Source organism: Desulfospira joergensenii DSM 10085, from assembly GCF_000420085.1.
In the GTDB taxonomy this organism is placed as follows: Bacteria; Desulfobacterota; Desulfobacteria; order Desulfobacterales; family Desulfobacteraceae; genus Desulfospira; species Desulfospira joergensenii.
This window is the reverse complement of the sequence record NZ_ATUG01000002.1, coordinates 942,898-957,156: the sequence shown is the minus strand read 5'-3', so window position 1 is coordinate 957,156 and position 14,259 is coordinate 942,898. Positions and strand designations below refer to the sequence as shown.

9 protein-coding genes and 1 riboswitch are annotated in these 14,259 nt (G+C 53.2%); of the genes, 2 read left to right on the top strand and 7 right to left on the bottom strand.

Features of this window, described 5'->3' with window-relative positions; translation table 11 throughout:
• Positions 1–15: 15 nt before the first annotated feature.
• The 4 genes from F608_RS0116740 to F608_RS0116715 all read right to left on the bottom strand — a co-directional run bounded on the left by F608_RS0116740 (position 16) and on the right by F608_RS0116715 (position 6,210).
• Positions 16–2,466, bottom strand: a complete 2,451-nt coding sequence (locus F608_RS0116740; RefSeq protein WP_022666802.1) for a bifunctional acetate--CoA ligase family protein/GNAT family N-acetyltransferase — start codon at positions 2,464–2,466, stop codon at positions 16–18.
• A gap of 38 nt (positions 2,467–2,504) precedes the next feature.
• On the bottom strand, positions 2,505–4,160 hold the full coding sequence (locus tag F608_RS32345) for a hybrid sensor histidine kinase/response regulator (RefSeq protein WP_022666801.1): 1,656 nt from the start codon (positions 4,158–4,160) through the stop codon (positions 2,505–2,507).
• Between the two features lie 32 nt (positions 4,161–4,192).
• Positions 4,193–5,362 (bottom strand): alcohol dehydrogenase-like regulatory protein ErcA, encoded by a 1,170-nt coding sequence (gene ercA, locus F608_RS0116730; RefSeq protein WP_022666800.1) that lies wholly within the window; start codon positions 5,360–5,362, stop codon positions 4,193–4,195.
• 503 nt (positions 5,363–5,865) lie between these two features.
• Positions 5,866–6,210, bottom strand: coding sequence for a carboxymuconolactone decarboxylase family protein (locus F608_RS0116715; protein ID WP_022666797.1), 345 nt, complete (start codon positions 6,208–6,210; stop codon positions 5,866–5,868).
• A gap of 113 nt (positions 6,211–6,323) precedes the next feature.
• Between F608_RS0116715 and F608_RS0116710 the strand changes: the two genes are divergently transcribed.
• Positions 6,324–7,196: a LysR substrate-binding domain-containing protein gene (locus F608_RS0116710; protein ID WP_022666796.1), complete on the top strand. Its 873-nt coding sequence runs from the start codon at positions 6,324–6,326 to the stop codon at positions 7,194–7,196.
• Between the two features lie 7 nt (positions 7,197–7,203).
• On the opposite strand, the gene F608_RS32340 is transcribed toward F608_RS0116710, so the two are convergent.
• The 3 genes from F608_RS32340 to F608_RS0116695 form a co-directional block, all read right to left on the bottom strand.
• The gene (locus tag F608_RS32340; RefSeq protein ID WP_051148591.1) at positions 7,204–8,481 is read right to left on the bottom strand and encodes a chemotaxis protein CheW; all 1,278 of its coding nucleotides are present in this window, start codon (positions 8,479–8,481) and stop codon (positions 7,204–7,206) included.
• Positions 8,482–8,504: 23 nt separating this feature from the next.
• Positions 8,505–11,027: a cache domain-containing protein gene (locus tag F608_RS34980; protein WP_051148590.1), complete on the bottom strand. Its 2,523-nt coding sequence runs from the start codon at positions 11,025–11,027 to the stop codon at positions 8,505–8,507.
• 264 nt (positions 11,028–11,291) lie between these two features.
• Entirely contained in the window at positions 11,292–13,028 is a 1,737-nt protein-coding gene (locus F608_RS0116695; protein ID WP_022666793.1) for a sigma-54 dependent transcriptional regulator, read from the bottom strand.
• A gap of 206 nt (positions 13,029–13,234) precedes the next feature.
• Between F608_RS0116695 and F608_RS32330 the strand changes: the two genes are divergently transcribed.
• Positions 13,235–14,089, top strand: a complete 855-nt coding sequence (locus F608_RS32330; protein WP_022666792.1) for a DsbA family protein — start codon at positions 13,235–13,237, stop codon at positions 14,087–14,089.
• Positions 14,090–14,139: 50 nt separating this feature from the next.
• Positions 14,140–14,251: riboswitch (TPP riboswitch) on the top strand.
• Positions 14,252–14,259: the final 8 nt, after the last annotated feature.

The following is a 14,259-nucleotide window of genomic DNA, read 5'->3' as shown; positions in this document are numbered from 1 at the left end:
TGAATCAAAAACCGGTCAGCCCGACTCCTTCAGATCCTCTCTTAAATCAATGGTCAGCCGGTATTCCGAGGATTCCGGATCCAGGGCCACTCTGAACCCCAGTTTTCGTCCCAGGGCAAGCATGGGGGCATTGGTGGTGATGACCGGGCCGCTGACCTTTTCCAGCCCGTATTTTTTAGCGCTCATCAGGGCCTGTTTCAGCAGAACCGATCCGATCCCCTTTCCATGCCAGCTATCGTCAAGGACAATGGCGAATTCCCCTGCCCTCCTGTCGGGCGAAAAAATGATCCGGGCCACGCCCAGGATCCTGGGCCGGGGATCCGGATCTTTGGAATTTCTCCGTAGAACTGCGCACAGGGCGATCTCCCGGTCATAGTCGATCTGGGTCAGCCGGACCAGCATGGACTTGGATATATGCTTGATGGGTGAAAAGAACCTTAAATAGACGGTCTCCGGGGAAAGGGCCTCAAAAAGATCGACAATCCCTCCGGCATCCCCGGGCCGGATGGGCCGGAGAAACACCTCTTCTCCTTCCCGGGTGACGAATTCCGATTCCTGCCGCCAGGGATAGGGGCTGATGATCAGATGGGCCGGGGCCTGGGTCCGGGATTTTTCCAGCTCGATGCGGGCCCGGGTGATCTTGAACTCACCCTTGGCTGCCCGGACCGGATTCATGTCCAGGCGCTTTATCTGGGGATAATCCGTGACCATCCGGCTGATGAGGATCAGGATCTCTTCCAGCCGGGAACAATCGATTTTCCGGATATCCTTGTATCCGTGGAAGAGTTTTGAAATCCGGGTCTCTTCCATGGCGCGCCGGGCCAGAAGCCGGTTCAGGGGAGGAAGGGCCAGGGCCCTGTCCCCCTGGATATGGGTCATGGCCCCTCCGGCACCGAACCAGATCACCGGCCCGAACAAGGGGTCGTGCAGGGCGCCCATGGTCAGCTCATAATCCGGCTCTTCCGGGCTCTCTTCCAGATATATCCCGTAGGAGGACAAAAACTCTGCCGGTCTGTTGCCATCAATTGAAACCCGGGCCCGGTCCAGCCAGGATTCCATGATCCTGTCGGCTTTTTCCCGGTCAATGGACAGGCGCCTGTCCGTGCGATAGGGAATCTGCTGGAGCATCTCCATGTTCCGGCCGAACTTGAAAAGGTTGGCAAAGGCCCTGACCGCCCGCTCGGGTGTATCATAGGTGATGATTCCCTTTTCATTGAGGATGGCCCTGGATCCGTCAATATGCTTTCCCCCCAGCCAGGCCGTGAACACGGGAAAAGGCGCGGTTTCAAGAAGCTTTACCAGGGCCTTGGCAATGGGGGTGCAGTCATAGATGCCCACCGGGGAGCTCAGGAGCAGGAGCCCGTCGATTCCCCTGGCCCGAATGCAGGCCTCAACCACCCGGATATAATTTTCAGGCCTGGAAGCCTGGATCAGTTCAATGGGATTTTTCCGGCTCCAGCTGGATCCCAGAAAATTGTCCAGTTCCCGGATAAAGTCCCCATCCAGGACAGCCGGTTCCAGCCCGTGGTGGGCCATGGCATCTTCGGCCATGACCCCGGTTCCGCCGCCGTTGGAGACAATGGCCAGCCTGGGGCCTTTGGGCCGTTTCCCCTTGGCCAGGAATTCCGCACAGTCGAAAAGGGCCTGGAATCCGTGAACCCTTAAAATTCCCGCCCGTTTAAAAGCAGTATCATAGATCTCATCCCGGCCGATTCCAATGCCGGTTCCCGATTGACCCGATTTCAGGACAATGATGGGCTTGACCCTGGAAACGGCCCGGGCCGCACTCATGAACTCCCTCATCCGGGTCAGAGTTTCCAGATACATGAGGATGCTCTCCACCCCGGGATGGGATCCCAGGTAATCCAGCAAGTCGGCAAAATTCACGTCCGCCTGGGACCCCAGGCTGACAAAGTGGCTGAAGCCCACGTTTTCCCGCATGGCAAGGTCAAGAACCGATGTAATGATCCCTCCGCTCTGGGAAAGAAAGGCGATTTTACCGGGCAGGGGTGTCTGGGCCATGAAGCTGGCGTTCAATTGATGGAAGGTATTTACAATTCCCACGGAATCCGGGCCCAGGATCCGGATTCCGGTTTCGCCGGCCGCCTGTTTGATCCTCCGTCCGGCTTCGGACCGGCCGTCCCTTATGGCGGTCCGGTCGGCGGACAGGATCACGGCTCCCCCCATATTTTTCCGGCCGCAGGTCCGGACGATATCCGGCACAACAGCCATGGGCACGGCAATGACGGCCATGTCCAGACCCGAAGGGAGATCCGAGGCATCCGGACAGCAGGGAATTCCCCTGATGATCTTATACTTGGGGTTCACCGGAAAAATGTCCCCTTTGAATCCGCCGGCCCCCAGGCTGTTCATCACGGCAGCCCCGACACTCCCCCTGTTGGGACTGGCTCCGATCACGGCAACAGAGGAGGGTTCAAAGAGTTTATCTAAGTTTTCTATGCCCATGGCAGGGCATACCATCCGGGAGGTTTTTTATCAATATTTTATCCGATCGACAGCAACTCCCGGATGATCTTTGAGAGTTCTGACCCGATGACCGGTTTTTGGAGATATCTTTTAATTCCCGCCTTTACGGCCTCTTCTTTGGTAAAGCTTCCATGGTACCCCGTACAGATGATAATGGGAATATCCTTTCTGATCTCCAATATCTTTTTGGACAGCTTGTCCCCGTTCATTCTGGGCATGGTCATGTCGGTGATGATGAGATCGAACCGGGCAGGGTCCCTGGTAAATGACTCCAATGCCGATTCCCCGTTGTCAAAGGTGGATACCTGATACCCCTGTCTTGAGAGAATGGCCTTTAATGTGGTCAGGATGGCATGTTCATCATCCACGAGCATAATATTTCCGGTGGCGGATTTAAGGGATGTTTTCCTTTCCCCTGGCCCGGGGGTGCGGGTTCGCTCGGTTTCAATGACCGGAAGATATATCTGAAAGCTTGTGCCTGAGCCAAGTTCGGTGTCAAGGTTTATAAACCCGGCATGTTTTTTCACGATCCCGTCGACAACGGCCAGGCCTAAGCCCGTACCCTTTCCCACCTCTTTTGTGGTAAAATAGGGATCAAAGATCTTCTCCCGGATCCGGGGAGGGATACCGGGTCCGGTATCCCTCACTTCAAGCCTCAGATATCTGCCCGGAGAAAGACCTGATCCCATGGGGATCTCATTTTCTCCGAGCCGCTCCTCATCCAGCCCCAGGGTTAAAACTCCGCCCTCATCTCCCATGGCATGATAGGCGTTGGTACAGAGGTTCATGACGACCTGATGGATCTGGGTGGGGTCTGCAAGGATCGTGGCTTTTGTTTTGATCTTATCCCTGATTTCGATACTTGAAGGGAGGGTCGGCCGGATCAGCTTTAATACCTCTTTTAAGATAACAAACAGACTGAGCGGCTGTTTGCTGTATTTGGCCTGGCGGCTGAATGAGAGGATCTGCTGAATCAGGGACGAGGCCCTCAGGGCTCCTTCAAATATCTTCCGGTTATAGGCCTTTACCTGTTCAGGTTCGTTGACATGGGAGTCTATCAATTGGGAGTAGCCGAACATGCCGGAAAGAATATTGTTGAAATCATGGGCAATCCCGCCGGAAAGAGTGCCGATGGCTTCCATTTTCTGGGCCTGGCGAAGCCTGTCCTTTAGCTCAGACTTTTCTTCTTCGGCCTGTTTCTTTTCCGTCAGATCCATGGTCAATGCATAGAACCCGCTTACTTTTCCCCGGGTATCGGTTTCTGAAACATAGTGGATTTCATACCATTTTTTATTTTTTTTCGAGGTCAGGAAAGAAAATTCAAACCGTCCGGATTTTCCGGACAGGGCATTCTCAATATGGGGCCTTACTCTGTCATAATTCTTTTCCCCCAGAATGGTTTTCATCCGTCTGCCGATGATCCCATGACGTTTTAACCCGAAGGAGCGTTCAAATTCCCGGTTCACAAAGACATAGCGTTCATCGGCATTGACATAGGATATCTGTGCCGGCAGGTTGTCGATCAGCAATTGCAGCCTTTTTTCATTTTCTTTTGCCGATTCAAACTGTTTCAACAATTGGGGATAATAGCTTTTTCGCGTCGATTCCAGGCTCAGCTCCAGGAACTTTCTCCGGGCTGACCGGTGTGTTTTACTATGATCCGGCTTATCCATATACCTTGTTTCAACTTCCCTTTTCCCGATATTTATTCATAAATCTGGTGATATAATTTTTCAATATCTTCCAAACCCGCCTCTTTGGGGTTTGTGGCCAGGCACGGGTCCATAAAGGCAAACTCTGCCAGCCTGGGGATATCCGAAGACCGGACTCCCAGATCGATCAGCTTCTGGTCGATCTCCAATTGTTTCCTTAATGAGGTGATTCGGTTGGAGATCACAACCCCTTTTTCCGGAAATCCATATTCCTCCATGTTTAAATGCATGGCCTCTGCCAGCTGGTCATATTTTTCAGATGAAGCCGGGTAGTTAAACCGGACCACTTTTTCAAGAAGAAGGGCGTTGCATTCCCCATGGGGAAGGCCCAGCGCACCGCCCAGGCTGTGGGCCATGGCATGGACCAGGCCCAGGCTGGCATTGGAAAAGGCCAGACCCGCCATGAGGCTGGCCGTCATCATCTTATCCCGGAAGATCATATTGTCCGGTTCCTGATATGCCTTGAGCAGGTTCTCCGAGACGATCCTGACGGCTGCCCTTGCCGCCATATCCGTCAAAGGGGAGGCCGCCGTCGACACAAAGGCCTCAAATGCATGGCAGAGAGCATCCATGCCCGTGGCTGCCGTCAGTTCAGGGGACATGGTTGCCGTGGTCCCTGGATCGACCAGGGCGATATCCGGGATGACCATCTTGCTTATAATGGCGATTTTCACTTTCCGCCGGGTGTCCGTGATAATGGCAAACTGAGATACATCGGCCGAGCTCCCGGACGTGGTGGGGATAAAGATCAGGGGAGGGCCGGGATTGGGAATCATATCAACCCCCTCAAACTCAAGGATATTGCCCGGATTCCCCATGACAACCCCTATGCCTTTGGCGCAGTCCATGGGGCTGCCACCTCCGACGGCAATGATCAGGTCACAGCCTTCATCCCTGCAGATTTTTGCTCCTTCCATGACCTCATGATCTTTGGGATTGGCGGTCACACCGTCAAACACGGCGTAGGGGATCTTGGACCCTTTCAGGCTTTTTTCAACGGACAGGGTCCAGCCCGCCTTTCGGACACCGGGATCCGTGACGATAAAGACCTTGGATGCACCGAAATTGGATGCATGGCGGCCGGACAAGGATAGGGCGCCCTGGCCGTAGACGATTTCCGGAGCCAAAAAGGTTCTGAGATCCAACAGAGAATCCATATTCATGATGCCTCCTTTGATGATCGTTTGTTCTGGATTCGAATCTTATTATCGAGCCTTGCCCCCAGTCCGGGTTTTTTGGATCCTCTTCCCCGTTTCCGATTTAACCGGCGGCTTGAATAAGATCGCTTTAATCCCTTCCCCGGGATGCAAGAGAAGGAGGCAAGAAGACTTCAGCAAAGGAAGAGAACAGATCCGGTTATGGGAAGATCTGGACGATGGGCTTTCAGGTCAGGTCTATTTATATTCTATTGTCTCCCCGGGAAATACTGCCTGTTTTCAAAAAATGGAATCAGGTCCATGATACAATAATAAAGCCTGCAAGGCAAAAGAGATTTAAAAACAATCCCGGTTCAAAAAGGAACATTGTAAATTTGTCCGGAAAAACTCCGAGACCCTCCCGGAAAGAAGGAAGAGATGGAAGGATCCCAGAGCCGGACAGGACATCCGGCTCTGGGAAGGCAGCGTCTCCACGGGCTGCAGTGGACCGCTTTTTTCTGGCCGTTCTTTTAGATCACCTCTTTCTCTTCAAGGAACCCTATCAACCGTGTGGCCTGGCCTTCGGCCATGGTGCCCCCCAGGCTCACGGCCACGCCGACGCACTCCAGCATTTCCCGGGCCGAGGCACCCAGCTTGAGGGCTTCATCGGCCTGGTAGAGGATGCATGCCCGGCAGCCGTGGATCATGGCTGCGGTCATGGCCATGAGTCTTTTGGTTTTGGCGTCGATGGCCCCGTCGGAATAGGCCTGCCCGGGAAGTTCATCATAGGCCCTGACCAGATCCGGCATCAACTCTTTATACCGGTTCCATTGTCCGTGGATCTGTTCCTTTAATTGAATCTGATTTTCCAGCATACTGACCTCCTCTTTCTCTGGGTTTAAAATTCCCCAAGAAGTAAAAGGATACCAGCCATTTGACAAGCGAATAATTTTGATGCTATCCATAAGCATTTATGATGGGAAAATAGATGCAGCTTTCACCCGACATACTCAGAACCTTTACCGCCGCGGCCCGGACCCTCAACTTTACCCAGGCGGCCCGGCAGTTGTACCTGACCCAGTCAGCGGTCAGCATGCAGATGAACCAGCTGGAAAAAAATCTGGAGAAAACCCTGTTCCGCAGGATCCACCGGGGAGTGGAACTGACTCCCGACGGGGAAAATCTGCTCAAATATGCCGTACGCCTGATCCGCCTCCATGACGAGGCTGTATCCGCCCTGAATCAGCCGGAGCCCGACGGCCTGATCCGCCTGGGAGCCGCCGAAGATTACGCCTCCCAGCATCTTCCGGAGATATTGAAGCGGTTCAGAGCAGAGTATCCCCGGGTCCGGGTGGACCTCTACTGCGATCTGTCAGAGAACCTTTTAAAGATGCTGGAGAAAAAAGAACTCGACCTTTGTCTGTGCAATAGTGAAAAAGGGGAAATCGAAGGAGAATTTCTGCGCCATGAATCCGTGGTCTGGATCGGCCCGAAGGATTCGGAACCGGAAAAAGAGTCCCCCCTGCCCCTGGCCCTGTTCCATGAAGGCTGCATGTTCAGGAAATGGGCCCTCCAGGAACTGGCAGCCCGGGGAATCCCCTACCGGATTGCCTGTTCCAGCCCCAGCACCGCCGGGGTATTGGCCGCCGTAAAATCGGGATCTTCCATCGCCCCCATGGGTGGCAGCATTCCCCTGGCCGGATTCCGGATCCTTCCCCAGAGCCTGTTTGGAAATCTTCCCTCGGCCCTGGTCAGCCTCCACCGGTCAGGCACATCGGAGAGCATGGCCCAAACCTGCCTGGCCCGGCATATCACCGAAGAGTTCAGGGCCATGCCCCTGGCAGCCGCCCATGCAAAATAAACGGCCGCTAGAGGGAAAGAACGATTTTTGCCAGTTCCTCCACCTCAAGCAGCAGGGTGGTCCGGTGGTTGATGATCAGGGAGCCCCTTACGCCCGGCCCTTTCATCGTGGTCTCATCCAGGTCCAGAACCGTTTCCAGGGCATCCACCGGTCCGGTTACCATGAGTCCCAGTTCCCTGCCCTGGGTGCTGAGAACGATGACTTCCTGCATGGTTCCCTTGGGAAGCGATTCAATATCAAGGATCTGGGATAATTCAAACAATTGAAGACTCCCCCCCCTGTACTGGACCACTTTTCTATCACCGATGTCTTCGATATTCGAAAACTGGATCCTTTCGATTCGCCGGACCAGATCCAGGGGAACGGCAAAGTGATCTTTCTGACCGTTTCTGAAGGTGAGCAGGGAGACTCCGGCCCCATCCCCCTCGCCAGCCTGTCCGGTCGATTTCAGGACCTGAACTGCTTCGGAAACCCTGGAAAGTCCGGCCGTGCGTGCCAGGCCCAGGACATCCAGGATAAGGGAGACCTTTCCGTCCCCCATGATGGTGGCCCCGGCATATACCGAAGTCTCACCCAGATGCCGGCCCATGGATTTGACAACGACTTCCTCGGTTTCGAGAAATCGGTCCACCACCAGCCCATACTTGAAACCGCAGTCTGAAACCACGGCAATGTTCAAGCCCTTTATCCCGGCGATTCTCCGATCTGACTCTTTCCTTTGGACAACTTCTCTTTCAGGATCAGGTTCTCTCTGCTGTGCCTGCAAGACCGGGGGGACATCCTGCCCGGACCGTCGATCCGCAAGATTTTCCCGCCTTTCTGTCAGAGTTTTCCCGGTTTGGGGATCCGGGTACTCCTGTTCAATGCGAAGAAGAGCTGCCAGATTCAACAGGGGAAAGATCTCCCCCCTGAGTTGGAACACCTCGGCATCCCCCACCCGCTGGAGCCTGTCCCGGACCTGTTCACCCGGAATCCGGATCAATTCGTTGAGATTATCCTGGGGTAGGGCAAATCTTTCCCTGCCCACTTGGACAATCTGGCAGGGGATGATCGCATTGGGCAGGTTCCGGGTTTTCATGATGGTTTCCTGAAGTTCCGAGGTAATCATGTCTATTCGCTGGGCCGTAGCCTTTATCCCTTCCAGATTCGAGACATTGATCCACTGGAGCAGCTGGTTCCGGCCCAGCACCAACTCTCCGGCAAGGTCCATCAGCCGGTCCAGGAGCCTGAGTCTCACCTGGACAACCTGATCCGGATCTTCAACTTCCACTTTTTCCTGATTCATTTGATTTTCCACGGCTTATCCTTTTAAATTTTAAACTGAGCAACCATGCTGTTCAATTTCTCGGCCAGTTTGGACAATTCCGATGCACTGGTATTGACCTGAAGACTGCCGGTATTCATCTCTTCGGTGGCCTGACTGACTTCCTTGATATCTCTGGTGACTTTTCCGGAAATGGAAGAGGTCAGGACGACATTTTCATTGACCTCCTGGACTCCCACTGCGGCCTGGGTCACATTGTTGGAGATCTCCTTTGTGGAAACGGACTGTTCTTCAATGGCGACGGCCACAGAGGTGACGATCTCGTCGACCTCATTGATTACACTAACGATGGTCTCAATGGCCTTAACCGATTCCTGGGTGGTGGACTGGACCCCGTTGATCTTATCACTGATTTCCCGGGTGGCATCGGCGGTCTGCTGGGCCAGGACTTTGATTTCACCGGCCACAACGGCAAAGCCTTTGCCCGCTTCACCGGCCCTTGCCGCTTCAATGGTTGCGTTCAGGGCCAGGAGGTTGGTCTGTTCGGAAATATCGGCGATGGTATCGGTCACGTTGCTGATCTCGGATGCAGCCCGGCCCAATTCATCCACCTTCCCGGAAACCTGCCTGGCATTTTCAACAGCCCGGGCTGTGGTCTGGCGGCCTCTGGCCGTATTGCCGGCGATTTCATGGATGGTGGAGGACATCTGTTCCGTTGCCGCCACGATCATCTGAATATTGGCCGAGGTATGCTCTGTTGCAGCGGCCACGTTGTTCATATTGGTATTCATCTCCCCGGCTGCATCGGACACGTTGTGGGATTTTCCGGCCGTCTGTAGCGAACCGGCCGAAATCTGCTCGGAAACGGCTGAGAGCTCTGTCGCCGAAGAGGTCAGGGTGGAAACCGACTGGGTCACATCCGAGAACATCCTGTTCAGATTGGCGGACATCTCATTCATGGCTCCGCAGAGCACGCCGACCTCGTCTTTCTGTTCGATATCGATCTTCTTTGTCAGGTCTCCTGAAGCCACTGCCTTTGCAAAATCCACACTCCTGAGCAGGGGTCGGCTGATGCTGTTGGCAATGAAAAAGGTCAGACAGATACCGATCAATGCGGCAACAGAACTGAAAATCACCACTTTGCTCCGGACCGATGTTGCCCCTTTTACGATGACCTTATCGGTCTTGATATTCTCCCGGGCAACCCGGCGGATCTTTTCCTGGCCATCCAGCAGCTGCTCAAGTATGGGCAGGGTCTGGGCGGTATAAATTTTTTCCGCCTCAAGTTTGGACTCTTTCAGGACCTTTTCCGCATCAATGGCAGCGGTGAGCAGGCCGTCAATTTCTGAAAGATCCTGCCGGACCTGGTTCTGAAAAATTTTTATGGCCAGGGCCATGTCCAGGCTGTTGACGGCTGCTTCGATTTCAGCGGCCCTCTGGTGAAGCCTTTTATGGGGCTCGGTAATGCTGTCCAAAGCCCTTTGAAGCTCGGGAAAATTCCGGGCCGTTTCCAGGTTTTTTTCCTCTTTGAGAAACCTTCCGAGGGCACACCGGGTATGATCCTCTTCCAGTTCGGCTGAAAACTCAATCCCAACGGAGAAGTCCTGTACCCGGGTCAGAAGACGGGTGTTGGTATGATCCACGTACATGCCCGTTCCAATAATCCAGTTCCAGGGTTTATACATCTGTACAAAGGTCAGTTTCGGGGCGATCTCCTCGCTCTCAGGCAGCTGCCAATAATAGGTGACAAACCCCTCGCCCTTGGTATTGGCCAGATCCACCATTTCACTGAAAAACAAAGATCCACGTTTGTCTGCCGTCAGCTTCTGGCTGGTGCCTTCCATGAGGGGGTTGTGGGGATGCATGAGAATAGTTGTCTGATCGTCCAGGACAAAAAAGTACCCGCTCTCCTTTTCCCCGTATCTCAGACTTTTTAACATCTCATAGGCCATGGCCTTGCGTTGGTTTACGGTCAGTTCCCTGCGTTGGTCAATGGCCTTAATCTGGGACATGGCCTGCTGGACACCGGTCGTAAGCAGGCTCTGGTAAACGAACAGCCCGCCTGCCTCCTCGGCAATGGCTTCCCCCAGTTTGGATACCCAGTTGACATGGTCATTCAGAAGCTTGGACAGCACCAGGTCAAGACCGGAATGATCCGGTTTGTAGATTTCCTTGATTTTGACGGCAGATTCATGCAACTCCCTGTGGGGGGTCTCAATCGCCTTTAACAGCGGTGTCAGATCCGGTACGGCCTGCTCGGCTTTTTTCCTTTCGTCGCTGTAAAGCCATTTACCGAATGAACAGGTTCTGTGGTCTGTCTGAATCTTGAGTGTTGCCGGGTCTTCTCCCTTGAGCAGTTTGCTGACCCGGTTGGACCAGTTCAGATGGTCCACCTCTTTCTGGGCAATGAGCCCGTCCAGCCTGTTGCCGTAAATGACTTCCTTGGAATCATCCAGGATACCGGTGATCCCGAAAAAACTCTGGGCCCCCACGATCATCAGAAAAAGAATGACGATCCCGGGACCCACACCGATTTTTTTAAATATGCTTAAATTTTTCCAGTCCATACCTGTCTCCGCTTTATTTTTCATATATTATCTGATCCTGCACCCGGTCTAAACAGGGATGCAATGCTCATTTTTCTGAATATTCTCTAAAACAAGGGCTGTATATACAACCCCTGTGCCAGCAGGACAACAAAAAACAATAAACATTTTTCTGATTTTATATCAGATGGTTATAAAATATTTCGATTCCGTTTGCAGAATTTTGAAATCAAGAATGGATGTGCTTGACACAGAAATGTGCGCACGATAGTGTGTCGCGCACACTTATAAATTTTTTGAACCTTCCGGCGGGGTGATCTTGAATTCCTCAATCTTCCGGTAAATGGTCCTTCTCCCCATGCCCAGGAGGCGGGCAGCTTTGGATTTGTTCCATCCGGTTCTGGCCAGGGCCCGGACAATATCTTCCCGGCCCATATCCTGTATTCCCGGCCTGCCCGGTTTTTCTTCCTTGAAATAGTTCCTTATCTCCACGGGCAGGTGGTCGTACAGGATAATTTTCTCCTGGCACAGAACAAAACCGTGTTCAACGGCATGCTCAAGCTCGCGGATATTCCCGGGCCAGGAATAGTTCATGAGGGCATTCATGAACTCATTGGATACACCGTCTATGGTCTTGTGGAACCTCTTATTGAACATGGCTGAAAAATGATCCACCAGTATGGGAATATCCTCCCGCCTCTCCCTTAGGGGCGGAATGGGAATATCCACAACCTTGATCCTGTAGTAGAGGTCTTCCCTGAACTCCCCCAGCCGGGTCATTTCTTTCAGGTTACGGTGGGTGGCGGCAATCACCCTCACATCGACCTTGATGGTGGATGCATCCCCCACCCGCTCGAACTCTCTTTCCTGGAGAACCCGTAACAGCTTTAATTGAATCAAAGGAGAGATATCCCCGATCTCATCCAGAAAGATGGTTCCCCTGTCGGCCATTTCAAACCGGCCCTTCTTATCCTTGACCGCACCGGTGAAGGCGCCCCGGACATGGCCGAACAATTCGCTCTCCAGAAGGTTCTCGGAAAGGGCGCTGCAGTTCACCTTGATAAAAGGCCGGTTTTTCCTCGGGCTGTTGTGGTGGATGGCATGGGCGATGAGTTCTTTGCCGGTTCCGGTTTCACCGGTGATCAGGGCTGTGCTGTCCGTGTCTGATATATTTTCCAGGAGCCCGAAGATCTCCTGCATCCTTCTGCCCTTGCCGATGATCCTGTGAAATTGCTGGCGTTCTTCCAATTCCCTCTCCAGGGTTGCCAGCTGGGTCACATTCCGTATCACAAGGACGGCCCCGGACACCTTATTCTCATCTATCCTAAGGGGAGACCCTGTCAGCCTCACCACCTGCCCGGGCTTTCCCGGACGCCGGCATTCAACCTGGATTTCATCCATGGCCTTCCTGGTTTTCAGAATCTTCTTCAGGGCATTGACACAGGCCCCCCCACAGGATGAACCGCACCCCTTAAACCGGTTCCCGATGATTTCCCCGGCCGTCCTCCCGCAGATCTCCTTTACGGCATCATTTGCCTCAACCACGCAAAGATCATTGTCCACGGTGATTACCCCGTCGTTCAGGCTCCGGAAGATGGCCTCCATGTTCTTGCGGACCCTCAGGTTTTCCCGTTCAAGGCGATGCTTGTTGTCCAGGAGTTCCTTGTGCCGGAGCCCGTGGCTGACAATGCGCAAAAGGGTTTCCCTATTGATGGGTTTGGGAATATAATCAAAGGCCCCAAACTGGACTGCCTCCCGGGAAGTTTTGATGTCAGGAATCCCGGTCATCATGATCACAGGGCAGACAAGCTCCCTTTTCCTGATTTCCTTTAAAAAATCAATCCCCGTAAGCCTTCCCAAAAAGATATCTGTAATGATCAGATCGGGTTCCGCCTTGGAGATCAGCTGCAGGGCAGAGTTATAGTCTCCGGCCCCCATGACGTCGTACCCCTCGTCGGCCAGGGTCATTTTAAAACTGAAACGGATGCTTTCCTCATCATCCACAATTAAAATTTTATCCATACCTAAAACGGCTCCTGTCATTTCGCCGAATAATATCAAGAAGTACGAAAACCCAACCGGCAGGCTGTCAAGAAAAGATATTCATACCCGGCTAGGATATCATGCCGATGTTTTTTAGACAACGCCGGGATAAATATTTTGAGCTTGGCCCGGGAATGGTGTATGACTGACAATAACGTTCAATTCCTTTGCGGAGATCTTTTCCCATGTTCAAAAAACTATTGTTACAGACAATGGTCTGGTATTTGATGCTTCTTATTTTCCCTGCCATGGTCCCGGCGGAAGCCGAGCTTAGCCTGGAGGACCAGGTCCGGGCCGGAAGCACCCCAGTTGACAACTGCATGTCCCTGGACGGGCAGCTGCTCTTTGTCCTGACCCGCCAGGGGAAGCTTGAAATTTATTCTTCCGACCTTGCTTTAAAGGAAAACCTCTCCCTGGACTTTCCCGCCGACCGCATTGCCGTCTCCGGAAAGGGGGACATTCTTTACCTCACAGATTCCAAAACCGGGGATATCCGGATGATCCGGGTGGATTTTATCCAGGATATCGACATCCAGGGTTCCCCCTTTAAGGGTCCTGAAAACGGGCCGGTGACCATCGTGATTTTTACGGATTTCCAGTGCTTTTACTGTGCAAAGGCCGTATCCCTGCTGGAAGAAGTGGCCCTTGCCTATCCGGATCAGGTAAAAATTGTATTAAAGAACTTTCCCCTGTCCATGCATAAATCTGCTTTGCCGGCTGCCGCTGCTGCCCTGGCCGCCCACAACCAGGGAAAATTCTGGCCCATGCACGACCTGCTTTTTGACAACTCCGACAGCCTGACCCCGGAAAAAATCAAGGAATGCGCCCAGACCCTGGGGCTGGACATGGATCGGTTCAATGCCGACCAGGACTCCCCCAAAATCCAGCTCAAGATTCACGCCGATCTCCTGGACGGCCGGGAAGCCGGGGTCCGGGGCACCCCGACGATTTTTGTCAACGGCCGGCGGCTCAAGAGAAGAACTTTTCAGGGGTTCAAGACCCTGATTGATGAGGAGTTGAAAAAGCAGCCCCATGGATAGTTGACAACCCAATACCCCCGTGGTACCTTCCTTCACTGAACAAAACCGCAAAGACGGACTAGGGGAGCCGGGAAAGAACGGCTGAGAGGAAACTTTGTTTTGTTTCGACCCTTGGAACCTGATCCAGATTATACTGGCGAAGGAAAGTCAAGCCATTCTCTCCCTCCTTT

Bases quoted from the DNA above. Each gene is read 5' to 3' on its own strand.
- F608_RS32340 (WP_051148591.1), bottom strand. From the start codon at position 8,481: ATGAATCAGGAAAAAGTGGAAGTTGAAGATCCGGATCAGGTTGTCCAG.
- F608_RS0116695 (WP_022666793.1), bottom strand. From the start codon at position 13,028: ATGGATAAAATTTTAATTGTGGATGATGAGGAAAGCATCCGTTTCAGT.
- F608_RS0116710 (WP_022666796.1), top strand. From the start codon at position 6,324: ATGCAGCTTTCACCCGACATACTCAGAACCTTTACCGCCGCGGCCCGG.
- F608_RS0116715 (WP_022666797.1), bottom strand. From the start codon at position 6,210: ATGCTGGAAAATCAGATTCAATTAAAGGAACAGATCCACGGACAATGG.
- ercA (WP_022666800.1), bottom strand. From the start codon at position 5,362: ATGAATATGGATTCTCTGTTGGATCTCAGAACCTTTTTGGCTCCGGAA.
- F608_RS32345 (WP_022666801.1), bottom strand. From the start codon at position 4,160: ATGGATAAGCCGGATCATAGTAAAACACACCGGTCAGCCCGGAGAAAG.
- F608_RS0116740 (WP_022666802.1), bottom strand. From the start codon at position 2,466: ATGGGCATAGAAAACTTAGATAAACTCTTTGAACCCTCCTCTGTTGCC.
- F608_RS34980 (WP_051148590.1), bottom strand. From the start codon at position 11,027: ATGGACTGGAAAAATTTAAGCATATTTAAAAAAATCGGTGTGGGTCCC.
- F608_RS32330 (WP_022666792.1), top strand. From the start codon at position 13,235: ATGTTCAAAAAACTATTGTTACAGACAATGGTCTGGTATTTGATGCTT.